The organism is Streptomyces sp. NPDC029152 (assembly GCF_055564355.1).
Window position 1 is genome coordinate 1 of the sequence record NZ_JBVHWR010000015.1, and the last position, 26,010, is coordinate 26,010.

General features: G+C 73.3%; 19 protein-coding genes. 15 read left to right on the forward strand and 4 right to left on the reverse strand.

Annotated elements, in window-relative coordinates:
- Both ACZ4V6_RS27395 and ACZ4V6_RS27400 read right to left on the reverse strand, forming a co-directional pair.
- A partial coding sequence (locus ACZ4V6_RS27395; protein ID WP_467832489.1) for an alpha-amylase family glycosyl hydrolase occupies positions 1 to 1,631 on the reverse strand: 1,631 nt, incomplete at its 3' end.
- 151 nt (positions 1,632 to 1,782) lie between these two features.
- A complete protein-coding gene (locus tag ACZ4V6_RS27400) occupies positions 1,783 to 3,486 on the reverse strand; it encodes a carbohydrate-binding module family 20 domain-containing protein (protein WP_467832492.1) in 1,704 nt (567 codons plus the stop codon).
- A gap of 518 nt (positions 3,487 to 4,004) precedes the next feature.
- Here ACZ4V6_RS27400 and ACZ4V6_RS27405 point away from each other — a divergent pair.
- Complete coding sequence (locus ACZ4V6_RS27405; protein WP_467832495.1) at positions 4,005 to 5,042, forward strand: LacI family DNA-binding transcriptional regulator; 1,038 nt, start codon at positions 4,005 to 4,007, stop codon at positions 5,040 to 5,042.
- A 77-nt stretch (positions 5,043 to 5,119) separates the two neighbouring features.
- Here the strand turns inward: ACZ4V6_RS27405 and rfbB are convergent, their stop codons facing one another.
- Together rfbB and ACZ4V6_RS27415 are read right to left on the reverse strand one after the other, a co-directional pair.
- Complete coding sequence (gene rfbB / locus ACZ4V6_RS27410; protein ID WP_467832497.1) at positions 5,120 to 6,097, reverse strand: dTDP-glucose 4,6-dehydratase; 978 nt, start codon at positions 6,095 to 6,097, stop codon at positions 5,120 to 5,122.
- The gene (locus ACZ4V6_RS27415; protein WP_467832500.1) at positions 6,094 to 7,161 is read right to left on the reverse strand and encodes a glucose-1-phosphate thymidylyltransferase; all 1,068 of its coding nucleotides are present in this window, start codon (positions 7,159 to 7,161) and stop codon (positions 6,094 to 6,096) included. Before ACZ4V6_RS27415 ends, rfbB begins: the two co-directional genes overlap by 4 nt.
- Positions 7,162 to 7,420: 259 nt before the next feature.
- Here ACZ4V6_RS27415 and ACZ4V6_RS27420 point away from each other — a divergent pair, with 259 nt between their 5' ends.
- Genes ACZ4V6_RS27420 through ACZ4V6_RS27485 form a run of 14 tightly spaced genes read left to right on the forward strand, consistent with a single transcriptional unit; the run spans position 7,421 to position 25,852 of the window.
- Positions 7,421 to 8,713: an aspartate aminotransferase family protein gene (locus tag ACZ4V6_RS27420; RefSeq protein WP_467832504.1), complete on the forward strand. Its 1,293-nt coding sequence runs from the start codon at positions 7,421 to 7,423 to the stop codon at positions 8,711 to 8,713.
- Positions 8,710 to 9,756, forward strand: a complete 1,047-nt coding sequence (locus ACZ4V6_RS27425) for an ABC transporter ATP-binding protein (RefSeq protein ID WP_467832507.1) — start codon at positions 8,710 to 8,712, stop codon at positions 9,754 to 9,756. Before ACZ4V6_RS27420 ends, ACZ4V6_RS27425 begins: the two co-directional genes overlap by 4 nt.
- Positions 9,753 to 10,562, forward strand: a complete 810-nt coding sequence (locus ACZ4V6_RS27430; RefSeq protein WP_467832511.1) for an ABC transporter permease — start codon at positions 9,753 to 9,755, stop codon at positions 10,560 to 10,562. Before ACZ4V6_RS27425 ends, ACZ4V6_RS27430 begins: the two co-directional genes overlap by 4 nt.
- Positions 10,559 to 11,359: an ABC transporter permease gene (locus ACZ4V6_RS27435; protein WP_467832515.1), complete on the forward strand. Its 801-nt coding sequence runs from the start codon at positions 10,559 to 10,561 to the stop codon at positions 11,357 to 11,359. The genes ACZ4V6_RS27430 and ACZ4V6_RS27435 overlap by 4 nt, the downstream gene beginning before the upstream one ends.
- 7 nt (positions 11,360 to 11,366) lie before the next feature.
- Positions 11,367 to 12,836 (forward strand): phosphotransferase, encoded by a 1,470-nt coding sequence (locus ACZ4V6_RS27440; protein ID WP_467832517.1) that lies wholly within the window; start codon positions 11,367 to 11,369, stop codon positions 12,834 to 12,836.
- Positions 12,837 to 12,838: 2 nt separating this feature from the next.
- On the forward strand, positions 12,839 to 14,929 hold the full coding sequence (locus tag ACZ4V6_RS27445; RefSeq protein ID WP_467832519.1) for a glycogen/starch synthase: 2,091 nt from the start codon (positions 12,839 to 12,841) through the stop codon (positions 14,927 to 14,929).
- Positions 14,922 to 16,055 carry a sugar phosphate nucleotidyltransferase gene (locus ACZ4V6_RS27450; RefSeq protein WP_467832521.1) on the forward strand — a complete coding sequence of 378 codons (1,134 nt, stop codon included), beginning with the start codon at positions 14,922 to 14,924 and terminating at the stop codon, positions 16,053 to 16,055. The genes ACZ4V6_RS27445 and ACZ4V6_RS27450 overlap by 8 nt, the downstream gene beginning before the upstream one ends.
- Positions 16,052 to 16,975 (forward strand): carbohydrate kinase family protein, encoded by a 924-nt coding sequence (locus ACZ4V6_RS27455; protein WP_467832524.1) that lies wholly within the window; start codon positions 16,052 to 16,054, stop codon positions 16,973 to 16,975. The genes ACZ4V6_RS27450 and ACZ4V6_RS27455 overlap by 4 nt, the downstream gene beginning before the upstream one ends.
- Positions 16,976 to 16,988: 13 nt before the next feature.
- Complete coding sequence (locus ACZ4V6_RS27460; RefSeq protein WP_467832528.1) at positions 16,989 to 20,255, forward strand: HAD-IIB family hydrolase; 3,267 nt, start codon at positions 16,989 to 16,991, stop codon at positions 20,253 to 20,255.
- On the forward strand, positions 20,252 to 22,345 hold the full coding sequence (gene malQ / locus ACZ4V6_RS27465; RefSeq protein WP_467832530.1) for a 4-alpha-glucanotransferase: 2,094 nt from the start codon (positions 20,252 to 20,254) through the stop codon (positions 22,343 to 22,345). The genes ACZ4V6_RS27460 and malQ overlap by 4 nt, the downstream gene beginning before the upstream one ends.
- On the forward strand, positions 22,326 to 23,492 hold the full coding sequence (locus ACZ4V6_RS27470; RefSeq protein ID WP_467832533.1) for a sedoheptulose 7-phosphate cyclase: 1,167 nt from the start codon (positions 22,326 to 22,328) through the stop codon (positions 23,490 to 23,492). The genes malQ and ACZ4V6_RS27470 overlap by 20 nt, the downstream gene beginning before the upstream one ends.
- A complete protein-coding gene (locus ACZ4V6_RS27475; RefSeq protein ID WP_467832536.1) occupies positions 23,489 to 23,863 on the forward strand; it encodes a cupin domain-containing protein in 375 nt (124 codons plus the stop codon). Before ACZ4V6_RS27470 ends, ACZ4V6_RS27475 begins: the two co-directional genes overlap by 4 nt.
- The gene (locus ACZ4V6_RS27480) at positions 23,844 to 24,932 is read left to right on the forward strand and encodes an ROK family protein (RefSeq protein WP_467832539.1); all 1,089 of its coding nucleotides are present in this window, start codon (positions 23,844 to 23,846) and stop codon (positions 24,930 to 24,932) included. The genes ACZ4V6_RS27475 and ACZ4V6_RS27480 overlap by 20 nt, the downstream gene beginning before the upstream one ends.
- A complete protein-coding gene (locus ACZ4V6_RS27485) occupies positions 24,929 to 25,852 on the forward strand; it encodes an SDR family oxidoreductase (RefSeq protein WP_467832542.1) in 924 nt (307 codons plus the stop codon). The genes ACZ4V6_RS27480 and ACZ4V6_RS27485 overlap by 4 nt, the downstream gene beginning before the upstream one ends.
- Positions 25,853 to 26,010 lie beyond the last annotated feature (158 nt).

Here is a 26,010-nt window from a genome sequence, read left to right on the forward strand (position 1 = left end):
GTGCGCGAGAACGCGTACACACCCGGACCGTCGTCCGCGTACCGCTCCTCCTGCACACCGTCACGCAACGCCGGATGACGCCCCGTCAACTCCGACAGCCTCGCGATCGCCCGGTACAACGGATGCGCCGGGTCGTACGCGTCCAAGGCATGCGTACGCTCCGTGCCGATCTGGTCGTCGTCCAGGTACTCCGGAACCCTCGACGCGAACAACGTCTGCCGGGCGTACACATCGTCTGCCGATCCGGTGAAGCCCTGTTCGTCACCCGCGTAGATCACCGGATTGCCCCGCGACAGGAACATCAGCTCGTGCGCGAACCGGTCACGGCGCAGCAGCTCGGCATCGCCCGCGCCCGGGTTGTCCTGGCTGACGAAGCTCCCGATGCGCCCCATGTCGTGGCTGCCGAGGAAAGTCACCTCGCCGTAGGCGTCGGCCTTGTCCGTGGTGTAGCGGTGGTCCTGGGCCAGGACGTGCGTGAGGTCGCGCGTGGGACCGCCGCGCGACGCGTAGTTGCGGAGCGCGGCCTGCAGCGGGAAGTCGAGCGTGCCGTCGAGCCGGCCCTCGGTCAGGTAGGGCGCCATGACGACGGGGTCGGCGGAGAAGGCCTCCGCGAAGATGAAGAAGTCCCGCTTCCCCTGCCGGGCCGCGTAGGCGTCCAGCGCCGTGGCCCACTGGGTCCAGAAGGCCATGTCGACGTTCTTCGCCGTGTCGACGCGGAAGCCGTCGATGCCGAAGTCCCGCACCCACGTCTCGTAGATCCGCCGCATGCCCTCGACGACCTCGGGCCGTTCGGTCCACAGGTCGTCGTTGCCCTTGAAGTCGCCGTACAGGGCGCTCTCGCCGGCGAAGGTGGAGTCGCCCCGGTTGTGGTACATCGTGGGGTCGTTCAGCCACGCCGGCACCTTGGTGTCGTGCTCGCCGGGGCGGGGGCGCGGCGTGTACGGGAAGCCGTCCTCGTCGACCTCGCGCATACCGGCGCTGTCGTCGAAGGGGCGTCCCTCGGTGTCCAGATAGGGGAACGCGCCCTTGGAGCGGTATCCGTACGTCTTCTCCGCGTAGTCGACGGTGTCGGCGGTGTGGTTGGTGATGACGTCGAAGAAGACCTTCATGCCCTTGGCGTGGGCCTTGTCGACGAGTTCCGCCAGTTCGGCGTCGGTGCCGAAGTGCGGATCGACCCGGGTGAAGTCGGTGATGGAGTAGCCGTGGTAACTGGCCATCCGGGTGCCGCCCATGGTCTGCACGGGCCGGTTCTTGAAGACCGGGGTCATCCAGAGGGCGGTGGTGCCCAGGCCCTTGATGTAGTCGAGCTTCTTGATCAGGCCCCTCAGGTCACCCCCCTGGTAGAAATGCTTGTCGGTCGGGTCGTAGCCGGTCTGCGAGCGGCCGCCGGTCAGGCCGCCCCTGTCGTTGGAGGCTGTCCCGTTGGCGAAGCGGTCGGGCAGCACCAGGTAGAACTGCTCGCGCGACGGGGCGGGCCGCGCCGGTGTGCGGGCGAGCGCGTGATCGGACGGCGGCCGCGAGGTCGCGGCCTCCGCGGACGGTGTGGTGGACGGGAGGGCCGGCAGCACGGACAGGAACAGTGCGACGGCCGACAACCGGGCGGTTCTGCGCCGGGACGGTAAACCGGTCATGGGGCCTTTCTTCTCCTCACCGGTCGAACGGGACGGTCCGCCCGGCACGCGGCGGCGGGAGCCGCCGCGGACGAGGCGGGCCGCCCGGTGCGCCGTCGGGGGGGGCGAACCGGGCGGTCCTTCGGTCGGCGAGACGGAGCGTTTCCCTGGTTCAGCTGCGCCAGGTGTCGCTCAGCAGTGTCTTGCCGCTGGACGGGACGGTGGCGGTGCGGTTGGCGCCGCTCTCCCAGGTGACCTTGCCGGAGGCGTCCTTGCGGAGGTACTTGTACGCGAAGGAGGTGCCGGCCGGGAGGGCGACGTCCAGCTTCCACACGGGGTAGGCCGCCGGATCGAGCTTGAGCGCGGCGGCGGGGTTCCAGTTGCCGAGCGCGGCGTTGTCGCCGGTGACGTAGATGTTCTCGCCCCAGACGGTGGTGGCGTCGACGCTGAACGAGGCGCCGGCCTTGGCCTCGGGGTCCGGGTCCGGGCCGGGACCGGGGTCGCAGCTGGTCGCCCCCGTGTGCAGGGCGAGGGCCGTGTCGGCGCCGAGGGTCGCGGTGAACTGCCCGGAGCCGTTCACGGTGACGGCCTTGCCGCTCTGGACGTCGCAGTAGGTGCCGGAGGGCAGCGACGTCTGGAAGGTGCGGGTCAGCGGGCCGGACTCGTGGTTGATCGCGACGTAGGCCTTGCTGCCGCGGCCGAAGGCGATGGCGTTGTTGCCGTTGTCCCACCAGTTGGTCACCGCGGCGCTGCCCGCGGTGTTGCGGAACTTGACCATGCCGGCGATCTCGCGCCAGGCGTGCTGGCACTTCCATCCGTCGGTGTAGCAGGCTTTGACCTGACCGTTGTCGGGACCGCCCGCGTCGTTGCCGAACTCGTAGCCGGAGTGGACGTCCGGTGAGCCGTAGGGCCAGGCCAGCATGAAGACGTGGGCGAGGGTGTAGCGGGCTCCGTCCTTGTAGGTCAGCGTCGTGTTGTGGCGCTCCGTGTCGTGGTTGGTCACGAAGGTGGCGGCCTTGCCGCTGGGGACGTAGCCCCAGGCCTCCCCGAAGTTCTTCAGGTACGCCAGCTTCTCGCCGGTGAAGACGCGCTTCAGGTCCTTGGCGAAGGAGAACTCCTGGACGTCCCCGGTGCCGGTGTACTGGCCGGGCTGGACGGCCTCGCCGGGCGCCCCGATGGTCTCCTGCTTCCAGTAGACGCCCGGATCGCCGAGCCGGCCCTTGATGTCGGCGAGGTCGCCCGGCGGGATGTGCTTGGCCGCGTCGATGCGGAAGCCGTCCACGCCGAGGGACAGCAGGTCGTTCAGGTATCCGGCGATCGTCCTGCGGACGTGCTCCTCGCCGGTGTCCAGGTCGGGCAGGCCTGACAGTTCACAGTGGTGGACGTTCCAGCTGTCCCCGTAGTTGTCGATGTCCCTCGTGCAGTCGTCCATGTCGGACTTGGAGTACAGGCCGGGGTAGTCGTACTTGCTGTAGGAGGATCCCCCTGTCCCGGTGCCCGCACTGTTGGCCATGTGGTTGATCACCGTGTCCGCGACGACCTTGACCCCGGCGGCGTGGCACGTGTCGACCATGTTCTTGAAGGCGTCGCGGTCGCCCAGTTTCGTGGCGATCTTGTAGCTGACGGGCTGGTACGCGGTCCACCACTGCGGGCCCTGCACCCGCTCGTTCGGCGGCGACACCTGCACGTAGCCGTATCCGGCCGGCCCGAGGTCGTCGGTACAGGCCTTGGCGACGGAGGTGAAGTTCCACTCGAACATCACGGCGGTGACGTCCTTGTCGCCGGGCGGGTCCGCCTGCGCGGTTCCGGGTGCCGTGACGACCACGGCGGCTCCCGCCACGAGGGCGAGTGCAGTGGCCACGGTCTTGTTGGCCATAGTTCCTCCTGATCCACCTGATGCGGATGAGAGGCCTTCACGCAGCAACGCGCCTTGCCCGGCAGGCCTGCGGGGATCCTTGCTGAAACACTCAGCAAGTTGTTGCGATCGAGACCGTACGAGCCCCTTCGGCATCGGTCAACCCTTCATGACGGGGCTCTTGGTTCTCCCCCTGGAAACCTCAATGTCACTGGCACGGGAGCCGATTGATGCTCTGCAAAGTCTTTCGTAAGAATTTCAGAGGTGTTACGTTCAATCACCGTCCGGTCCGGCGGCCCGGAGGCCCCGACAGTCGTCCGGGTCCACGCGCCCGGGCCGCCGGACCGGGCTCCAGCCGGGGCTCCGCAGCCTTCGTGCCGCCCCGCAGCCCCGACCAGGGCCGGCTGCGGAGCCTCTCCCCGGCCCCGGTCGCCCGTCCGCCGCGCCGCGCCGTGGCCCGCGCACGACCGGTCACTGCCGCGGACCGGGTCCTCCCACGCGGTGGGCACGGTGGCGGCCGACGGGTAAAGTGCCCTGCCATGACCACGCGGCTCGCCGACATCGCAGCCCAGGCGGGCGTCAGCAAGGCCACGGTCAGCCGCGTGCTCAACGGCGCGCGCGGCGTGGCCACGGACACCCGCGACTCCGTGCTCGCCGCACTCGACACCCTGGGGTACGAGTACCCGTCGCGGCAGCGTCGTGCGGAGCTGGTCGGCCTGATCACCCCGGAGCTGGACAACCCCGTCTTCCCCGCGCTGGCCGAAGTGATGGGGCAGGCGCTCACGCGCCGGGGGTACACGCCCGTCCTGGCCACGCAGACGCCGGGGGGTTCGACCGAGGACGAACTCACCGAGATGCTCGTGAGCCGCGGGGTGGCCGGCATCGTCTTCGTCTCCGGGCTGCACGCCGACACCACCGCCGACACCGGGCGCTACGACCGGCTGCGTCGACAGCACGTGCCCTTCGTGCTGGTCAACGGGTTCTCCCCCCGGATCGAGGCGCCCTTCGTCTCCCCGGACGACCGGGCCGCCATGCGTCTGGCCGTGGCGCATCTGGCCGAGCTGGGGCACGAGCGCATCGGGCTCGCGCTCGGGCCGGAGCGCTTCGTGCCGGTGCAGCGCAAGATCGAGGGGTTCCGCACGGGCCTGCACGAGCATCTGGGGATGCCGGAGCAGGAGACCGGGGAGCTGATCCAGCACTCGCTGTTCTCCCTGGAGGGCGGTCAGGCCGCGGCGGGCGCGCTGATCGACAGGGGCTGCACGGCCGTCGTGTGCGCCAGCGACATGATGGCCCTCGGCGCCGTCCGGGCAGCGCGGCAGCGCGGGCTGGCGGTTCCCGGCGACCTCTCGGTGGTCGGCTTCGACGACTCGCCGCTCATCGCCTTCACCGACCCTCCGCTGACCACGATCAGACAGCCCGTCAGGGCGATGGGGCAGATCGCCGTGGACGCGCTGCTGGAGGAGATGTCCGGAACGCCGCCGCCGCGCACCGAGTTCGTCCTCATGCCGGAACTGGTGGTCCGGGGGTCCACCGCCGCCGGTCCGCGGGGCGGGCAGCGCTCGCCGGACCAGCGCTGACCCGCCGGCCGCCGCCCGTCCCCGGCGCGCCGCGGCGTGCCGGGGACGGGGTCCGGCGGTCCCGGTCCGGCCCGTCGTCATGCGGACGCGAGCAGCGGACGCCACCAGTCCGCGTGGCGCTCGTACCACTGGGCGGTCTTGACCAGGGCGGTCTCGAAGTCGGTGCGGGGCCGGTACCCCAGTTCCTCGGTGATCTTGCTGTGGTCGACCGCGTAGCGCCGGTCGTGCCCCTTGCGGTCCTCGACGTGCTCGATCCGCTCGGGGCCCGCTCCGCACAGGGCGAGCAGCCGGTGCGTGAGCTCCAGGTTGGACAGTGCGGTGCCGCCCCCGATGTTGTAGATCTCCCCCGGCCGGCCCGACAGCCGGACGAGTTCGACGGCCCGGACGTGGTCGTCGACGTGCAGCCAGTCACGTTCGTACCGTCCGTCGCCGTAGAGCGGGACGGAGCCCCCGGACAGGATGCGGGCCAGGAAGTGCGGGATGAGCTTCTCCGGATGCTGGTGGGGTCCGAAGTTGTTCGAGCAGCGGGTCACCCGGACGTCCAGCCCGTGCGTGCGGTGGTGGGCCAGGGCGATCAGGTCGGAGGCGGCCTTCGACGCCGCGTACGGCGAGGTGGGCCGCAGGGGGTCGTCCTCCTTGGCCGCTCCCCGCGGGAGGGAGCCGTACACCTCGTCGGTGGAGACGTGCACGAAGGTGCGCACGCCGTGGCGGAGCGCGGCGTCGAGCAGCACCTGGGTGCCCAGCACGTTGGTGCGGGCGAAGGCACCGCTGTCGGCGATGGAACGGTCGACGTGCGACTCGGCGGCGAAGTGCACGATCTGGTCGTGGCGTCCGGCCAGCGCGTCGACCAGGGACGCGTCGCACACGTCGCCCTGGACGAAGGTGAGGTCGGGGTGGTCGCGCACCGCGTGGAGGCGTGCGAGGCTGCCGGCGTAGGTGAGTTTGTCGAGGACGGTCACCGCCGTGCCTCCCGGCCCTCCGGGCGACAGGAGACGGCGGACGTAGGCGGAGCCGATGAAACCCGCCCCGCCGGTGACGAGGATCGCTGCGCTCATGGGGTGAGGTACACCTTGCTGTGGTCGCCGATCACCAGACGGTGGGCTTGCGGAAGACGGGGGGCCGGGCCCACGACGGCGCCGCGGCCGATGAGGGACGCCTCGATGCGGCAGGCCCCCTCCACCTGCGCGCCGCGCAGCAGGACGGAGTACTCGATGGCACTGTCCTCGACCCGGCACTCCTCACCGATGGAGGTGTACGGGCCGACGCTGGAGTTGCTGACGACGGCGCCCGCGCCGATGACCACCGGGCCGACGACGCGTGACCCGCGCACGACCGCGCCCTCGGCCACCCGGACCCGGCCGACCAGCGTGCTGTGCGCGTCGACCTTGCCCTCGATCCGGCCCTCCAGCCCGTCGAGGACGTGGCGGTTGACCTCCAGCATGTCCTCCGCGCTGCCGGTGTCGCGCCAGGGCCGGGTGGTGGTCTCGGCGCGCACGCGCAGCCCTTGGTCGACCATCCACTGCACGGCGTGGGTGATCTCCAGTTCGCCGCGGGCGGAGGGGGAGATGGCGCGTACCGCCTCGTGCACGGCCGGGCTGAAGGCGTACACGCCGATGAGGGCGAGCGCGCTGCGCGGGGTGCCGGGCTTCTCCTCCAGGCGCAGCACGTTCCCTTCGGTGTCGACCTCCGCGACTCCGAACGCGGAGGGGTCCGCGACGGGGGTCAGCAGCAGCCGGGCCGCCGCGGCGTCGGCGGCGGCGAGACGCACGAAGTCGGTGACGCCCTGCGGGAGGTAGTTGTCGCCCAGGTACAGCAGGAAGTCGTCGTCCCCGAGGAAGCCGCGGGCGATGCGCACCGCGTGCGCGAGGCCGAGCGGGCGGGGCTGGTGCAGGTAGGTGATGCGTAACCCGAACTCCGTTCCGTCTCCGGTCAGTTCGCGGATCTCGCGGCCGTGCGACCCCACGACGACGCCGACTTCCCCGATGCCCGCCGCGGCGAGGGAGTCCAGCGCGTAGAACAGCACGGGTCTGTTGGCGATGGGGAGCAGCTGCTTGGCGCCGGTGTGCGTGAAGGGCCTCAGTCTGCTGCCGGTTCCACCTGCCAGGACCAGGGCCTTCACCGCGGCCTCCGCGGAGGCGGGCTGGTCTGGGGGCGTTTTCTCACAGGTCTCTCCTCGCATGAGAGGCGTGGCGTCGCCGTGGGCACACCGACTCAAGCAGACTGCCGCGACCGTCCGCAACAAGTTTCTGAAACGATCCGCAAAGCCTTGCAGTCGTCTGTGTTCAAGTGTTTGACTCAAGCCGAACCGCCAACCGTGGTGCGTCACACCGCAGTTCGCCGGCGATCGCGTGCAGCCGGTCCGACGAGCAGGGACAGCGATGACAGGTTTACGGCAGACTCAGCACCTGGCACGGGAGGCCCGGCGTCTGGCGCCGGGCGCTTCCGAGGAAGCCGTCCACGGACGCCGGGTGTTCGCCGAGGGGCGCGGCCCCGTGCTGACCGATCTCGACGGCAACCAGTACCTCGACTTCGCCGCCGGCACCCTCACCCAGTCCCTGGGTCACGGGCACCCGGAGGTGGTCGAGGCGCTCACCGCCCAGGCCCACCGCTTGTGGAACGTCCACGACAGTGCCACACCGGACCGCGCCGACCTGCTGGACCTGCTCGCCAGGCTGCTGCCCGAGCGGCTCGACACCTACGCGTTCTTCTCCACCGGCGCGGAGGTGGTCGAGGCCGCCCTGCGGGTCGTCCAGGCGACCGCGCCGCCGGGACGCAACCGGATCGGCGCCCTGCGGCACGGCTTCCACGGCAAGACCATGGGCGCCCGGATGCTCGTGCACTGGGACATCGGCCACCAGGCGTTCAGCGGCAACAGCGTGCTGGGCTACAGCCCTTACTGCTACCGCTGTCCCCTGGGGCTGGAGTACCCGTCGTGCGACGTGCGCTGCGCGACGCTGGTGCGCCGGCACATCGCCGAGAAGCCCAACGTCTCCGCGCTGGTCTTCGAGCCCGTCCTCGGCGCGGCGGGGGTCATCGTGCCGCCGCCGGGCTACTGGGAACGCATCGCGGACGCCTGCCGGGACGGCGGCGTCCTGCTCGTCGCGGACGAGGTGCTCACCGGCGGCGGACGCACGGGGGCCTTCCTCGCCAGTGACCTCTTCGGCATCGAACCGGACCTGGCGATGCTGTCCAAGGGCACCGCGAGCGGGTTCCCGTTCGCCGTCCTCGCCGGCCGTGCGGAGCTGCTGCGCAGGCCGGAAGCGGCCACCCCGGGGGCGTACGCCTCGACGTACGCGAGCAACCCGCTGGGCATCGCCGCCGCCCGCGCCACGCTCGAGGTCGTCGAGCGCGACCGGCTGATCGACCGCGTACGCGTCCTCGGCGAGATCATGGAGGACCGTCTGCGGGTCCTGGAGTCCCGCTTCGACCGGCTGGGCCAGGTACGCGGCCTCGGACTGCTGTGGGGCCTGGAGTTCGTCACCGGTCCCGCCGCCCGCACACCCGCGCCGGAGACGGCCCAGGCCGTCTACACCACGGCCCTCGACCTGGGACTGCGCACCTCCCTCGGAGGTCACGTCCTGCGTCTGGCCCCGCCGTTCACCCTCGACGAAGCCCTGCTCGAGGAAGGCCTGCGGCTGCTGGAGAAGGCCGTCGAGCGGGTGATCGCGTGATCGTGGCGGAACACCTCGTCAAGGAGTTCCGGCTGGCCGAACGCAGACCCGGCCTGCTCGGCAGCCTCTCCACCCTCCTCACCCGCCGCCACCGCGTGGTGCGCGCGGTCGACGACGTCTCCTTCGAGATACCGGCCGGTACCAGGACGGCCTACATCGGCGCCAACGGGGCCGGCAAGTCGACCACGATCAAGATGCTGACCGGCATCATGACCCCCACCTCCGGCCGCTGCACGGTCGCCGGCCTGGAGCCGTACCGGCACCGGCAGCGCAACGCCCGCACCATCGGCGTCGTCTTCGGCCAGCGCAGCCAGCTGTGGTGGGACCTGTCGGTGCCGGACTCCTTCCGCATCCTGCGCCGCATCTACGACATCCCCGCACCGGTCTACCGGCGCAACCTGGACCTGTTCCGGGAGCTCCTCGACATCGACGCGCTGGGTTCGACCCCCGTACGGCAGCTGAGCCTCGGCCAGCGCATGCGTGCCGAGATCGCGGCGAGTCTGCTGCACGACCCCGCCGTCCTGTTCTGGGACGAGCCCACCATCGGCCTCGACATGGTGCTCAAGGACGCGGTGCGCCACCTGGTCAACCGCGCCCACCGGGAGCTGGGCACCACCGTGGTGCTCACCAGCCACGACATCGCCGACATCGCCGCGATCTGCGACAGCGCCCTGGTCGTCGACCACGGCCGGGTCGTGCACCAGGGGACCCTGAAGGACCTGCTGCGCACCGCCGACCACCGCTCGGTCGTCTTCGACCACCGGGACGGCACCGCGGCCGGTACCGTCCGCGCCCGCATCGAGGCCGGCCTGCCGGGCGTGCGCGCGACACCGGACGACGGCGGCCGCATCCGCGTCGACTACCCGACCGGCCGCTACACCTCCCGGCAGGTCCTCACCTTCCTCCTGGACCGTTTCGACCTCGCGGACTGGTACGCCCCCGAACCCGGCCTGGAGGACGTGCTCCGCAGGATCTACGGCCGCGCACGCGTTCCCGGTGACACACCCGACGGGAGCGGCCGCACGGCCGGCGGTGCCGCATGACCGCCCGCCTGCGCCGCTACGCGCCGTTCGCCACCAGCGGCCTGCAGTCCCTGCTGCAGTACCGCTCGATGTTCGCGATGACCGCGGTGACCGCGGCCGCCGGCGCGGCGGTGACCGTCTTCCTGTGGCGTGCCGTGTACGCGGGCACCCCCGGCCGCGGGCCCGGCGGGTTCACCGCGGAGGACATCACCACCTACCTGCTGGTGGCCCAGATCCTGCAGGTGCTGCACACCAACCGGGTGGACGACGAGGTCGCCGCCGAGGTGTACCGGGGTGACGTCGCGGTCATGCTGGTGCGTCCCGTCAGCTACCCGGTGATGCGGTTCTTCGCCTGCCTGCCCGTGGTGGGGGCCAACGCCGTCCTGGTCGGCCTGCCGGTCCTCGGCCTGTTCGCGCTGCTCGTCCCGCTCACCGCGCCCCGGCCGGCGGACCTGCTGCTGTTCGCCGTCTCCACCGCCCTGTCGGTGCTGCTGGCGTTCTGCGTGAACCTGCTGACCGGCATGACCGGTTTCCTCACCACCAACACCTGGGGCGTGCGGATGGTCAAGCAGAGCGTCGTCGCCTTCTTCGCCGGACAGCTCGTGCCCCTCGCGCTGATGCCGGAGCCGCTGGCCGCGCTCGCGAAGGCCCTGCCCTTCCGCGGCATGGTCGACGGTCCGCTGACCCTGTTGCTCGGCCGCTACGACGGCTGGACGGACGCCGCCGGGCTGCTCGCCCAGCAGGCGGCCTGGACGGCCGGGCTGTCGCTGCTGTGCGCCGCGCTGTGGCGCACCGCCCTCGGCCGGCTGGAGGTGCTCGGCGGATGACGCGCACCACGGCGCGGTACCTGCGGCTGGCCTGGTTCCTGGGCGGGGTCGGTCTGCACCGGCTGGCGGCCTACCGCACGGACTTCGTGCTCGGCGCGGGCGCCTTCCTGGTACGGGTCGGCATCCAGACGGCGGTCGTCGGCCTCGTCTTCCGGCAGGTCCCCGTCGTGGGCGGCTGGTCGTACCACGAGGTGCTGTTCCTGCTGGGGTTCTCCCTGCTGCCGCGCGGGCTCGACCACCTCTTCACCGACCAGTTGTGGGAACTGGGCCGCAAACTGGTCCAGCGCGGGGAGTTCTACCGCTACCTCGTCCGGCCGGTCGACCCGCTGTTCTCCCTGCTGTCGGAGCGCTTCTTCCACCCCGACGGGCTCGGCGAACTCGTCGTCGGCGCCGTCCTGGTGGGATACGCGGGAAGCGAGCTCGGCCTGTCGCTCAGCCCCGCGCAGTGGGTGCTGGCGCCCGTGCTGGTGCTGTGCGGGGCGCTGCTGCACACCTCGGTGAAGCTGCTCTTCGCCTCCCTGTCCTTCTGGACGGTGACGAGCATGCCCGCGATGTACGCGGCCGGCCAGGTGTCGGAGTTCTCCGCCTACCCCCTGGACGTCTACCACCCCTCGCTGAAGGCCCTGCTCACCTGGGTCCTGCCCTTCGCCTTCACCGCCTACGTGCCCTGCGTCTACCTGCTGACCGGCCGCACCGGTCTGCTCGGCTGGCTGCCCGTGGTGACCGCCGGCGCCCTGGCCCTCGCGCTGACCGTCTGGCGCCGCGGCGTCAACCGCTACGAGATGACCGGAAGTTGAGTCTGGCATGTTGAGAAACGACGATCTGGGCCCCTTACTGCGCACCGCCCCGTGGATGCCCGAGGGCGGCCGGCGGGCCGAGCGCTTCGAGTGCGTCGACCACGCGGACCTCGGCGCCACCGCCCGCCTGCTGGTCGTGGCCGCCGTCGGCGGACCGGCGTCGGGACGGCGTTACTTCGTGCCGGTGCGGCCCGCGCCCGCGGGGGACGGCGCCGAAGAGGCGCACGGCGGCGTCGAGTTCGACTCCGCCGTGCTGGACGCGGTCTGCGCCGGACGCCGGCTGCCCACCGCCCGGGGCGGCCGGGTGCTCTTCCGCGGCGCGGGACTCACCGCGCGCTCGGTGCGCCGGCTGCCGTTCGAGCGGGGCTGGTCCTCCAACGTGCTGTCCTTGGTGGAGAACGACGGGACGGCCTACGTCCACAAGACCTACCGGCGGCTGGACGAGACCGTCCGGGAGCCGGAACTCCTGCGGCTGATGAACCGGACCGGCCGCACCCCCGACTGGGCGGGCGACTACACCTACGTCGACCCCGCGGACGGCACCCACCGCCCGTTGGGCGTGTTCTACCGGTACGCCCCCGGAGACGGGATCGACCTGCCGCTGAGGCACAGCCTGCGGTCCCTGTGGCCGAAGGTGACCGGCGGACGGACCCCCGGCTCCCTCGACGACGTCGTGCGGGCGCACCTGCGCCCGCTCGCGGACAACCTGCGCGACGCCGGGCGCTTCCTGGCCGGCTTCCACCGCGACCTGGCCGGCCGGCTCGGCCGGGGTCCCGTGCCTCCGTACCCGGTACGGGAGATGCTGGCCCGGGCCACCGCCCGCACGGCCGCGCTGGCCCCGGCGGGCATCGACCTGCCCGAGGCTCCGCGCACCGCCGCCTTCGCGGCCCTGCGGCAGGAGGCCGCCGCGCTGCGGAGCGCCTTCGACGCCGCTGCGGCGGGGTTCCCCTCGGGGCCGTGCCACGGCGACCTGCACCTGTCCCACCTGCTGTGCCGGCCGCGCGACGACGGAGGCTGGTCGATGAACGTCATCGACATGTCCACCCCCGCCCTCGGCCCCGGCGAGGCGGGCTGGGCCGCACAGTCGCCGGTCCAGGACCTGGTCGCCGTCCAGCGCGCCCTGGAGTACTTCACCGCCGACGAGGCGGCCTTCGAGAGCGCGCGGCGCCTCGGCGTCGACTCCATGGAGACGATGCGGGGCGCGCTGGACGGCGCCGGCGACCGGCCGCCCGGGTCGAGCGCCGTGCTGCGCCCGGTCTTCCACGCCGCCGACGTCTGGCGGGCGCACGTGCTGCGGCTGCTCCTCGGACGCACGGCGGACGACCCCCTGCGCCGGCTGCTGTACCTGGGCCGGCTGCTGCACGAACTCGCCTACAACATCGACCACGCCCGTCCCTACCACGCCGCGATCGACCTGCGCCACGCCCTCGCGCTCGGCGCCCGCACCCCGGCCCCGACCCTTCCAGCAAGGACGTGAACGTGACCGAGCCCCCGATGCACATCATCGAGACCTACTTCGAATGCTGCGGCTTCGACCACACCTTCCTGCAGGGCGGCACCTCGGTGTACCTGTGGAACCTCTCCCGGGAGTTCGCCGCCCGCGGGCACCGGGTCTCCCTCGTCACCCCCGCGCACGGCAGACTCGACGACCTGCGCGGCAGGTACGAGGTGGAGGACCTCGGCTACTCGGACGAGTACGTGCTGCCGCTGGTCCTCGACCCGGAGGTGTGGCACGGCTTCCCCGCCGAGACCGGACTGCCCGTGCGCACCACCGCGCACCGCATCCGCCTCGACGGCGTGGACCTGTACTTCCTGTCCAACGAGCACCTCGACCGGCTCCCGGACGTCTTCTACCCGCCGTACTCCGCCAAGGGCCGGGACCTGGTCTTCTTCAAGCCGCTGGTGTTCCAGGTGGACAGTGTGCGCTTCCTGCGCCACTGGTTCGGCGAGGAGCGGGCGATCGTCCACGCCCACGAGCCCTTCTACCACTACCTGGTACCGGCCGCGCTGCGCGACGACCCGACGAAGCACGTCGTCAGCACGGTGCAGAGCAACATGCCGATCACCAAGAAGGTGTACGCGCCCGAGGTCCGCCGCCTCCTGGAGCTCCTGGGCACCCCGGTCGGCCTGCCGCGGGAACACCCGCGGACCGGACCGGACCTCGAAGCGGTGCGCCAGTACCAGCAGCTGACCCATCTGCACTACGAGTACCCGCCGGACCACGTGGCCGTCTACCGACTGGTCCTGGAGAACGCCGATCTGATCGACTTCCTCTCGCCCGGCCAGCTCGACTTCTACACCTCCTTCCGGGACACGCCCTTCGAGGCGCTCTTCGCGCACCTGCCCCTGGCGCAGGCCGTGAAGGAGAACGCGCACAAGATGTTCGTCGGGGGCTGCGCCATATCCGACCAGTGGCTCGCCCGGGACCCGGGCGAGGTGGACCGGGCGGCGGTGCTCGGCGGGCTGGGGCTGGATCCCGCGCTGCCGACGTTCTTCCACAACGCGCGCTACGCCCTGCACCACAAGGGCCAGCTGGAGCTGATGCGCGCCGTCGACCGGGTGCTGGGCGACGGTCTGGCCGCGAACTTCGTCGTGCGCTGCATCTCCGGCGCCCCGCTCGACGACCCCTGCTTCCGCGAGATCGCCGAGCGGCACCGGGGCCGGCTGCACCTGGAGTGGGAACGGGTGGACGAGCGGCGGGTGTTCGAATACGCGTCGGCCGCCGACTTCTGCCTGTTCCCCTCCAAGTTCGAGATGGACACCTTCCTCATCGCCCAGGGCGAGGCCATGGTGTGCGGGGCGGTGCCCATCGCGACCGCGCAGGAGGGGACGGCGCACTTCCGGCACGCCCGGCCCGAACCGGAGACCACCGGCCTCGCAGTCAACCGCTCCTTCGCCGAGGACGACCCCCTGCTCACCGCCGCGCTCGTCGCGCGCATCCGGGAGGCGGTGGCGCTGTGGTCCGACGACCCGGCCCGCTACCGCGAGCTGTCCCGGCGCGCGGCGGCGGTCGCCCGGCAGTTCACCTGGGAGCACTGCGCGGACCTGCACCTCGCCGCGTTCCGCCGTCTGTGGCGGGGCGAACCGGCCGAGCTGTCCGCCGAACGCGCCCTGCGGCACGGCTGGTTCGACCTGCTGAAGGACGAGGAGATCACCGAGGAGGCGGCCCTCGCCCACGGCGACCTGGCGGCGTACGCGCGCCGCGCGCCCCTCGACGCCCCGGCCGCCCGGCGGTTCTTCCAGGCGGCCTGGGAGCGGGCCGACTTCGGCACGTGCGAACGGATCGTGGACCGCTGCCCCACCGCGGTGACCGCCGGGGAGGTGCGCGGCCTGCGTGAGCGGTGCTCGGTCACCGGCGGCGGGCTGGTGTACCGGCTGCCGCACGCCGAGCGGGTGGAGCTGGTGACCCCGGCCCGGCGCGGCACCGCGGTCCGGGCGCTGCCCGAGGTGCGGGAGCTGCGCCGTACCGCGCCCGGCGTGTTCGAGGGGCCCCCGCTGGCGCCGGGGGCCCGGCTGCTGCTGACGCTGTCCTCCGGCCGGGTCACCTGGGACGAGGCCCGTCATGGCTGAGCGGGGAGGGGTGCGCGCGGTGCTGCTGGCGGGCGGCGAGGGGCGGCGCATGGGGCCGCTGGGCGAGGGGCGCCTGAAGCCGCTCGTCCCGTACGGAGGTGCCTGCCGCCTGATCGACTTCAGCCTCGCCAACGCGCGTGACTCGGGGCTGGGGGAAGTACTGCTGCTGTCCCAGTACGAGGAACGCCGGCTGATGGACGACCTGCACCGGGTGTGGAACCGCGACCCGGGCTTCCGGGTGCACTTCGGGCCGTACGACGACGCCTACCGGGCCGCGGGCGCCGGACTCCCCCGCGAGCTGCCCGAACGCACCTGGCCGGCCGAGCGCGGTACCGCGGACGCCCTGATCCGCAAGGCCGGGCACGTCTTCGGCGGTGACCGCGAGCAGGTCCTGGTGCTGCACGCGGACCACGTCTACCGCTTCGACTACCGGCCGCTGATCGCGGAGCACCGGGCCTCCGGCGCCGCCCTGACCGTCGCCTACCAGCGGATCGAGCGGCGCTGGGTCCACCTGTTCGGGATGGTCCGCTTCGACCGGGCGGGCCGGCTCACCGAGTTCGTGGAGAAGCCCGCCGAACCGACCAGCGACCTGGTGTTCGCCGCTTTCTGCGTCTTCGACGCCACGATGCTGCACCGCTACCTGGAGAAGCTGGACGGCACCGACTGGCAGCACGACATCAGCCGGGACGTCATCCCCGCGATGCTCGCGGGCGGTGAGGACATCCGCGGTCACGAGGTCGCCGGCCACTGGGAGGACATCGGCACCGTCGAGCGCTACCACCGGGCGCACCTGATGCTCGCGTCCGGCGGGCCGCGGGCCGGACTCCCGGTCGAACGGATGCCCAGGACCGTCCGGCCCGGGGTGGACCGCGGCTGGGTGGCCGACTCCCCGGGCGTGGTCGCGTCGTTGGTCCCGGCGGACCTCGTCAACGACGGCCTGGTGGAGCACAGCGTGCTCTTCCCCGGTGTCAGCGTCGGGGCGGGCGCCCGGGTGCGGCGCAGCGTGCTGCTGCCCGGCGCCGCGGTCCGCCCGGGTCAGGACATCGACTCGGCGGTGGTCATGGAGAACGGACAGGTGCAGCGGGTCGAGGACACCGCGGCCGGCACGGAAGGAACCCGAACATGAACCCCTCCCCCTACGACGTCCTGGTGGTCGGCGGAGCCGGCGTGGACACCGTCGTCCGCGTCGAGAAGCTGGAGGTCCCCCCGGGCGACTCGCTGCACGTGCCGCCGGTGTACGACTACGTGGCGCACACCGGCAACGGCGTGGCGCTGGGCTGGCACGCCCTCGGCCTCGCCACCAAGTTCGTCGACTTCCTCGGTGACGATCCCCAGGGTCACGCGGTGCTCGCCGCGTACGCCGAACGCGGTCTCGACTTCAGCCACGTGGTGTCCCCGCACGGCACTCCGCGCGGCGTCAACCTGGTCGACGCCCAGGGCCGCCGCTTCTCCTTCTACGACTCCCGGCACCCCGCGGACCTCCGGCTGCCCCGTTCCTTCTACCTGCCCCACCTGGAGCGGGCGCGCCACGTCCACCTCTCCATCGTGGGACACAACCGCGACCTGTACGAGGACGTCCACCGGCTCGGGGTGACCAGCTCCACCGACCTGCACGACTGGGACGGGGTCAACCCCCACCACCGCACCTACGCCCTGGCCTCCGACTACGTCTTCATGAGCGCCGCGGCCGTCCACGACCGGCTCCAGGAGGTCCTGCACGGCATCGTCGACGAGGGCCGGGCCCGCCTCGTCGTGGCCACCGACGGAGCGGACGGCTGCCACGTGCTCGTGCGGGGCGAGGCGGAGGCGCGCCACTTCCCGGCCGTGCGGCCGGAGCGGCCGGTCGTCGACTCGAACGGCGCCGGCGACGCCTTCGTCACCGCGTTCCTCCACGCGCGCTTCGAGGGGCGGCCGGTGGAGGAGTGCGTCCTGGCCGGATCGGTGTCCGGGGCCTTCGCCTGCGGCGCCGCCGGCACCCACACCGAGTTCATCGACCTGCCCGGCCTGCGCGCGGCCTGTGCCCGTGCGCGGGCCGCGGCGAAGTGAAGGGGCCCTGCGCGTGCACATCGTCACCTTCTCCTTCGAGTGCGGCGGCTTCGACAACCGGCTGATGCGCGGCGGGCTGTCCCCGCTCGTGTGGAACCTGTCCCGCGAGTACGCCGCACGCGGCCACCGCGTCTCGCTGGTCACCCCCGCGCACGGTCACCTCCGGGCCCTGCGGGAGCGGTTCGACGTACGGGAACTCGACTACCGCGACGAGCACGCGGTGCCGCTGGTGCTCGACCCCAAGGTGTGGCCCGGCCGGCCCGCCGAGACCGGACTCGCCCTCGACACCCGCGCCCACCTGTTACGCCTGGACGGCGTGGACGTCTACCTGCTGTCCGACGCCTTCCTGGACCTGCTGCCGGACCGGCTCTACCCGCCCCCGGCCTTCGAGGGCCGGGACCTGGCGTACGTCAAGCCGCTGGTCTTCCAGGTCGGCGGGCTGCGCTTCGTCCAGCGCCGCCTGGCGGACGGCCCGGCGATCGTGCACGGCTTCGAGCCCTCCTACCACTACCTGCTGCCCGCGGTCCTCGCCGACGACGACCGGTTCCGGACGGTGAGCACGGTCGCCGCGAACGCCCCCGTCACGCAGAAGGTGTACCGGCCGCAGGTGGAACGGCTGCTGGAGCTCTTCGGGGTCCGCGGGCCGGACCTCGACGCCCTGGACGGGCCACCGCCCGCCGAGGACTCCCCCACGGCCACCGTGGCCCGGGCGCTGGCCGGCACCCGCATGCACGTCGAGTACGGGCCGGACCACGTGGGCGTGTTCCCGCTGATCGCCGACCGCGCGGATCTGATCGACTTCGTGTCCCCCGGTCAGCGCGACCACTACGTCACCTGGCAGGACACGCCGTTCGAAGCCCTGTTCCAGTCGCTGCCCGTGGCCCGGCGGCTGCGGGAACGACCGGACCGGCTGCTGGCCGGCGGCTGCGGCATCGCGGACAGCTGGCTGGCGCGCGATCCGGAGGCCGTGGACCGGGCCGCGGTGCGCCGGTCGCTCGGCCTGACGGGCGCCGGCCCGGTCTTCTACCACGCCGCCCGCTACGCGGTGCACCACAAGGGCCAGCTGGAGCTGATGCGGGCCGTGGAGGAGGTGCTGGCCGAAGATCCGGAGGTGGGTTTCGTGATCCGCTGCTCGACCGGGGGCGGCGGCGACGCGCCGGCGGCGGTCGCGAACGCCGCGTTCCAGCGGCTCACCGACCGCTTTCCGGGACAACTCCACCTGGAATGGCGGCTCGCCGACGAGGACACGTTGTTCGAGCAGGCGGCGAGCGCCGACTTCTGCGTGTATCCGTCCAAGTTCGAACTGGACGGCTTCCTCATCGCCCAGGCCGAGGCGATGGCCTGCGGGGCGGTGCCGATCGCCACCGCCCAGCGGGTGACCTCCCACTTCGGGCACGGGCGGCCCCTCGACGACCCGGACGCGACGGGGTTCTCGGTGCCCGGTTCCTTCCGCGACGACGACCCGGGGCTGGCCCGGGCCCTCGCCGAGCGAATACGCGAGGCCGTGACGGTCTTCCGCACGGCACCCGACACCCACGCCCGGCTCTCGGGCAACGCCCGGCGCCTGGGCCGCTCGTTCACCTGGGCCCGCAGCGCGGACCTGCGCCTGGCCGCCTACGAGCGTCTGCTGCGCGGCGAGCGCGCACAGCCGCCGGCCGGTGAACTGGTCGAGCGGGGCTGGCTGGAGGCGCTGTCGCCCGCCGCGCACGCCGAGCATCGCGAGCTGATCGCGCGGGCGGCGACGGAACGCGGTGACGCCACCGCCCTCGCCCGCGCCCTCGGGTGCGGCCTCGACGGCCTCGGAGCGGACGACTGGGAGCGGTTGTTCACCTCGGCCCACCGCCGGGGGGACTTCGCCCGCTGTGCCGAACTGGCCCGGCGGTCGGGCCGGCCGGACCTGTGGGCGCGGCAGGCCGACCGCTTCCGGCTCACCGCCGCTTCGGACGGCACGTGGCGGGTGCGGTACGCGCACGCCGAGGCGGAACGGGTCGAGCTGGTGGCCGAGGCGTCCGCGACGACGGGTACGGCCCCCGGCCGGGCCCCGGCGGCCTCCGCCCCCACCGCATTCGCCGCCCCGCCCCCGGTCACGGCCACCGCGTCCACGGCATCCGCGGTCAGGGCGCCCGCGGTCACGGCCGCTGCCGGCACGGCCCGTTCGGGCGTGACCGCCGTGGACACGGGCTCCGCGGGCCTCGCCCCCGTGGACACGGGCTCCGCGGACACGGCGGTCGCGGGACGTCCGGGGTCCGGTTCCACGGCCCCGCGCCCCCCGCTGGAGTCGGTCACCGAGGTCCTCGCCTCCGACGAGCCGGCTCCCGCCTCCGGTGGTGCCGTGCTGCGGCCGCTCGCCGCCGACGGCGACGGCGTGTTCACGGGGACCCTGGACGGACCGCCCGTCGGAGGTCACGCCGTCGCCATGGTGACCCTGCGCTCCGGCCGGGTGGTCTGGGACACCGTGCCGGCCCGCGCACCCGCGTTCCGCCTGGTGGCGACCGATCTCGACGGCACGCTGCTGCGCAGCGACCTGACCGTGTCGGCGCGCACCCGCCGGGCGCTGGAACGGGTCGCCGCGTCCGGCGCCCACCACCTGGTGGTCACCGGACGCCCCGCGGTGGCCTGCAGGCAGCTCCTGGACGCCCTCGGCTACCGAGGGCTGGCCGTCTGCGGTCAGGGCGCGCAGTTGTACGACGCCGGTGCGGACCGTCTGCTGTCCTCGGTGTCCCTGGACCGTGATCTCGCCCGCGGCGTCGTCGAGAAGGTCGAGGCCGAACTGGGCCGGGTCGAGCTCGGCGTCGTCACCTCGCCGCCGGAGAGCCGGTTCAAGGTGACCCCCGGATTCGGGGAACGGGTCCGTCACGGCTGGGACGTGACCACCGACCCCGGCCGGCTGTGGACAGCGCCCATCGACAAGCTGATCCTGCACCACCCGCACGTCGACGAGGACCGGCTGGCCGCCGTCGCGCAACGGCTGACGGGCGGTGAGGTGACCGTCGTGCACTCGGTCAGGGGCATGGTGGAGGTCCTGCCCGCGGGCACCGACAAGGGCGCCGGTGCGGCCCGGGCCGCCGAACTGCTGGGCTTCACCGGCGCCGACACCGTCGCCTTCGGCGACATGCCCAACGACATCCCGCTGCTGGCCTGGGCCGCCCACGGCGTGGCGGTCGCCAATGCCCACCACGACCTGCGGGCCATGGCCGACGAGGTCGCCCCGGGCAACGACGAGGACGGGGTCGCCGCCGTCCTCGAACGCCTCTTCGCGCCGGAAGGGGGCCGTCCGTGATCCGCCCCGCCACGCCCGACGCGTCCCTGCGGGACCTGGCCCGTGCGCACGGCGTGGGCACCGAGTACGTCACCGACCGCGGTGACCGCGTCACCGTCGCCGCGGACACCCTGGTCGCGGTCCTGGCCGCGTGCGGCGTGGACGCGAGCACCCCGGACGCCGCCCGGCGGGCCCTGGCCGCCCGGCGCGCGGCGGACGCGGACAGGCTGCTTCCGCCCTGCGTGGTCGTCCGTTCCGGATCGGCCGCACGGCTGCGGCTGCCGCCCGGCGCCGAGGCCCGCGTCGCCCTGGAGGGCGGTGGTGAGAGCGGCCTCGAGGCCCCGCTGCCGCCGGGCGCGCACGTCCTGCGTGCCGTCGCGGGCCGGCGGCGGGCGTCCGCTCCGCTGCTGTCGGTGCCCGAGCGCATCCCCGTGCCCGAGCGGCGCGGCTGGGGCTTCCTGGTCCAGCTGTACTCGGTGCTCTCCCGCAGGTCCTGGGGCATGGGCGACCTGGCCGACCTCGCGGAGCTGGCCTCCTGGTCCGGTCGCGCGCTGGGCGCCGGCTTCGTCCAGCTGGGGCCGCTGCACGCGGTGGAGCCGGGTCCGCTGCCCGATCCGTCGCCGTACCGGCCGAGTTCGCGGCGGTTCGCGGACCCGATGCACGTCCGGGTGGAGGAGGTGCCGGAGTACCGGTACCTGGACCGGGAGGCCCGCCGCGCGGTGGACTCCTGCGCCGCCCGGGCACGGGCCCTCAACGATCGCGTGCTGGGCGGCGGGACGCTGATCGACCGGGAGGCGGTGCGCGCCCTCAAGTACGAGGCGCTGCGCCACCTCCACCGGGTGCCGGCCCCGCCCGGCCGCCGTGCGGCCCTGGAGGCGTTCACCGCCCGCGAGGGCGGGGACCTGACGGACTTCGCCACCTGGTGCGCGCTGGCCGAGGTGTACGGCGGCGCCTGGCGGTCCTGGCCCGAAGGGCTGCGCGACCCGCGGTCGCCGCGGGTGGCCGAGGCGCGCGGGGAACTGGCGGAGGCCGTGGCGTTCCACCGCTGGCTGGCGTGGATCACCGACGAGCAGCTCGCCGCCGCGCAGCGCGCGGCGAAGGACGCGGGCATGGACATCGGCCTGGTGCACGACCTGGCGGTGGGCGTCGCCCCCGAGGGGGCCGACGCCTGGACGCTGCAGCACTGCCTGGCCGGCGGGATGAGCGTCGGGGCGCCACCGGACGACTTCAACCCGCTCGGTCAGGACTGGGGCCAGCCGCCCTGGCGGCCGGACGCGCTGGCCGCCGAGGGGTACCGGCCGCTCGCCGGGCTGCTGCGCGCCGGTATGCGGCACGCGGGGGCCCTGCGGGTCGATCACGTCATGGGGTTGTTCCGGTTGTGGTGGGTGCCCGAGGGCCGCCCCCCGTCCGAGGGGACCTACGTCCGCTACGACGCCGAGGCCATGCTCGGCGTGCTGCTCCTGGAAGCCCACCGGGCCGGGGTGGCGGTGATCGGCGAGGACCTCGGCACGGTGGAGCGCGGTGTCCGCGGGGAACTGGCCGCGCGCGGCGTGCTCGGCACGTCGGTGCAGCGCTTCGAGTACCTGGGCGGTTCCGAGGGACGGCACGGTCCGCTGCCGCCGCGGCAGTGGCGCAGGAACTGCCTGGCCACGCTGACCACCCACGACCTGCCGACGACCACCGCGTGGCTGAGCGGCGAACACGTCGGCCTGCGGGCCCGGCTGGGACTGCTGACCCGCCCGGAAGCGGAGGAGGAGGCGCAGGCGGCGGCCGAACGGGACGGCTGGCTGGCGGAGCTGCGCCGGCAGGGCCTGCTGCCCGACACCGACGGCGAACTGGTCGCCCTGCACCGTTTCCTGACCCGTACCCCGTCCACCCTGCTCGGGGTCTGGCTGCCGGACGCCACCGGCGACCGCAGGCCCCAGAACCTGCCCGGTACCGCTGACGTGCACCCCAACTGGAGGCTGCCGGTGGCGGACGGGCGTGGCCGGCCGGTGCCCTTGGAGGACCTGCCCGGCCATCCCCACGTACAGGCCGTCGCCCGCGTGTTCGCCGACGGTGGACCGCACGGAACGAAGACCGAGGAGAGAGATGTCAGGCCAGGCCCTTGATCGGCTCGAGGGAGTCCGCGAGGACCCCGGAGGCTTCGACCTGCTGGCGCCGGACGGCACGCGCTACCGCGTGGACGTCACCGACGGAGTGTTCGACCCCCGCAACCCGCTCCTCGCCGGTTATGTGGCGGGACGGCGCGTGGTGGCCTTCGTCGGCCCCACGGTGGACCGTCTCCACGGCGACCGGCTGCGCGCCTACCTCGGCGCCCGGCTGGAGCCGGGCAGCTGGAGCGTCCACACCGTCGACGGCGGTGAACGGAACAAGTCCCTCGCCTCGGTGGAGCGGGTGTGCGCCCTCGCCAAGGCGTCCGGCCTGGACCGGCACGGGGTGATGCTCGCCGTGGGCGGCGGGATCGTCGCGGACGTCGTGGGCTTCGCGGCCTCGATGTACGCCCGCGGCATCCGCTACATCAAGGTCAACACCACCCTCGTGGGACAGGCGGACGTGGGCGTCGGGGTGAAGACCGGCGTCAACGCCCTGGACGTCAAGAACATGTTCGGCGCCTACCACCCCGCGCACGCCTCGCTCAACGACCCCGCCCTGCTGGCCACGCTGCCGGCCCGGGAGATCCGCTGCGGCCTCGCGGAGATCGTGAAGATGGCCGTGATCCTCGACTCCGACCTCTTCCGGGTGCTGGAGGAGCACCCGGACGCCTTCCTGCGTTCCTCCGACGGCGCGTTGGAGACGTACGTGCTGCGCACCTCCATGCGGCTGATGATGGAGGAGCTCTGCCCCAACCTGCGTGAGCACGACCTCGCCCGGCTCGTCGACTTCGGGCACACCTTCAGCCCGGTGATCGAGACGGCCGGCGGCCACCGCCTGGAACACGGCGAGGCGGTCGCCGTCGACATGGCCCTGTCGGCGCACCTGGCCCGGCTGCTGGGGCTCCTCGACGCGGAGAGCTGCGCGCGCGTGGTGACACTGCTGCGCCGCATCGGCCTCCCCGTGTTCGACCCGGCCACCTGCACGCCGGAGCTGATGACGCAGGCCCTGCACGCCTCCTGGCAGCGGCGGGGACGCGCACTGCACCTCGTCGTGCCGACCGGCATCGGCAAGGCGGACTTCGTGGAGCGGCTGGAGGACGTGCCCGCCGGCGTGCTGCGGGCCGCCCTGGACGCGCTGGCGCGCGACGGGGGCACGCGGTGACCGCCCGCGACGTGGTGAACCTCGACGCGCTCCTGCGCGGCAAGGAGCACGACCACGGCGGGCGGGGCACGATCCTCGCGCACCGCCTGTTCGCCCGCGCCGAGGGGAGTGCGGGAGCGGAGTTCGTCGACATCGCCGTGCTGCCGCCCGGCACGTCCATAGGGCGCCACCGGCACGCCCGGGACCGTGAGACGTACGTCGTGCTCAGCGGCAGCGGCCTGATGTACCGGGACGGGGCCGAGTTCCGCGTCGGCGTCGGGGACGTCGTCGTCAACCGTCCGTACGGCGAGCACGGCCTCGTCAACGACTCGGCCGCCGATCTGTGGCTTCTGGTCTTCGAGGAGGAGCTCCGTGACCGTCCCGTGGTCTGACCGTCTCGCCGCCGGTCCGGCGCACCGCGCGGATCCCTGGCGGTCCCACGACGTCTTCACCGTGCTCGACGTGGGAGGCACGACGCTGCGGACCGGGAGCTACGACCCGGTGACGGCGGCCGTCTCCCGCGTGCGCCGGGTGCCGGTCGAGGGCATGACCCGTCATCCGGGGGTCCCGGTGGCCGGCCTGCAGCGCCGCGTCGTGGACCAGATCGTCCACGAGGTCGGCCGGCACACCGCGGGGACGGCGCCGCGCGCCGTCGGCGTGGCCTTCGCCGGACCGATCTCCGCCGGCGGCCTGGTGCTGGCCGCTCCCACGGTGTGGGGGCGGCGCGGTGACCCGCTGCCGCTGGGGCAGCTCCTGACGGAGCGGACCGGCGTGCCGGTCGTGGTGGTCAACGACCTGACCGCCGCCGCCTGGCGCTACGCGGCGACCGAGACCGAGCCGTTCTGTCTGATCACCGTCAGTTCCGGCATCGGCAACAAGGTCTTCCGGGGCGGGGAGGTGCTGCTGGACGCGGACGGGCACGGGGGCGAGCTCGGGCACTGGGTGTGCGATCCGTCCCCGGGGGCGCCGCTGTGCGACTGCGGTGCGCGCGGCCATCTCGGCGCCGTCGCCTCCGGGCGGGGGGTGCTCGCCGCGGTCCGCCGTGCGGCGGACGCCGACCCGGCCGGTTTCGCCCGGTCCCGGCTGGCCGCGCGCTGCGGCGGCCGCGCGCCCGGCATCGACAACCCGGCCGTCGCGGCGGCGGTGCGGGAGGGCGACGCGTTCACCACGCGGGTGCTGCGCGGCACCCTCACGCATCTCGCGCAGGCGATCGGGGCCGTCTTCACCTCCGTCGGGGTGTGCCGGTACATCGTGATGGGCGGCTTCGCCCTGGCGGTCGGCGAACGCTACCGGGAGCTGCTGGTGGGCGAGTTGGCGAGACTGGGGTGCTTCGGTCTGGACGCGGACGCGGTCGACGCCATGGTGTCGCTCGGCGAACCGGACGACGACCACGGCCTGATCGGTGTCGGCAGGCTGCTGGCCGACCGGATGTCCCGGCCCTCCCCGGCGGGTGCCCGATGAGCGCCGGGGGCACCCTCGTCGTCGGCAGCGGTTTCGTGGGCAGGGGCATCGCGCGGCGGCTGGCGGCGGCCGGTGAGCCGGTCACCGTCACCTCGCGCCATCGCCCGGAGCGCCTCCCGGACGTCCCGGGGATCCGGTGGCACGCCCTGGACGCCACCGATCCCGCGGCGTGCGGCCGGCTCGTGGCCCGGCTGGGCCCGCGGCGCATCGTCCTCGTGCACGGCCCGTCCGACGTCACGTGGTGCGAGGAGCACCCGGACCTGGCGGCCTCGGCGCACACCGCCGCGGCCGCCCGCTTCGCCGCGCTGGCCGGGGACGCGAGGCTGCTGTTGATCTCCACCGACAACGTCTTCGACGGGTCCCGGCCCGACAATCCCGAGGACGCCCCGGTCTCCCCGGCCAACGCCTACGGCCGCGCGAAGCTGCGGGCGGAACGGGCCGTGCTCGACGCGGCGGCGGACGCGGTGGTGCTGCGGGTCAGCCTGGTCTACGGGCACGAGCCCGCGGACGCCGGCAAGTGGCTCAACTTCTTCGCCGCGTGCGCGCACCGGCTGCGGCGCGGCGAGCAGGTCAGGGTGCCGCGGGACCAGTGGACGACCCCGGTGCTGGTCGACGACGTCGCGGAGGTGACGGCGGCCCTGCTGGGTGCCGACGCGCCCCTCCCGCCGCTCCTCCATCTGGGCGGGCCGGACCGCGTGAGCCGCGCCGCCTGGGCCTCGGTCGTCGCCGAGACGCTGGGGGCGCCCGCGCACCTGGTCGTGCCGGTGCCGCGGGCGGCCACGCGGTACGCCTCCCGGCCGGAGAACGCGTGCCTGACCGGTTCCCTGCTCGCCCGGCTGCCGGCCACCGGGGCGATCACCGTCCGGGGCGTGCGGGAGGGCGCCCGGTACCTGGCCCCGGCGTTCGCGGCGGCACGCTGAGATCCGACGGCCCTCCCCGCCCGGGGCCGGGGCGGGGCGGTGCGTGCACCCTTTACGGGCCTGTCATGTACGAGTAACCTCCGGATGGCTGCAAGGTGTTGCTGCAAGTTTCCGGTATGCGGCGCATCACGGGCGCGGGTGCGGGGGACCTCGAGGCG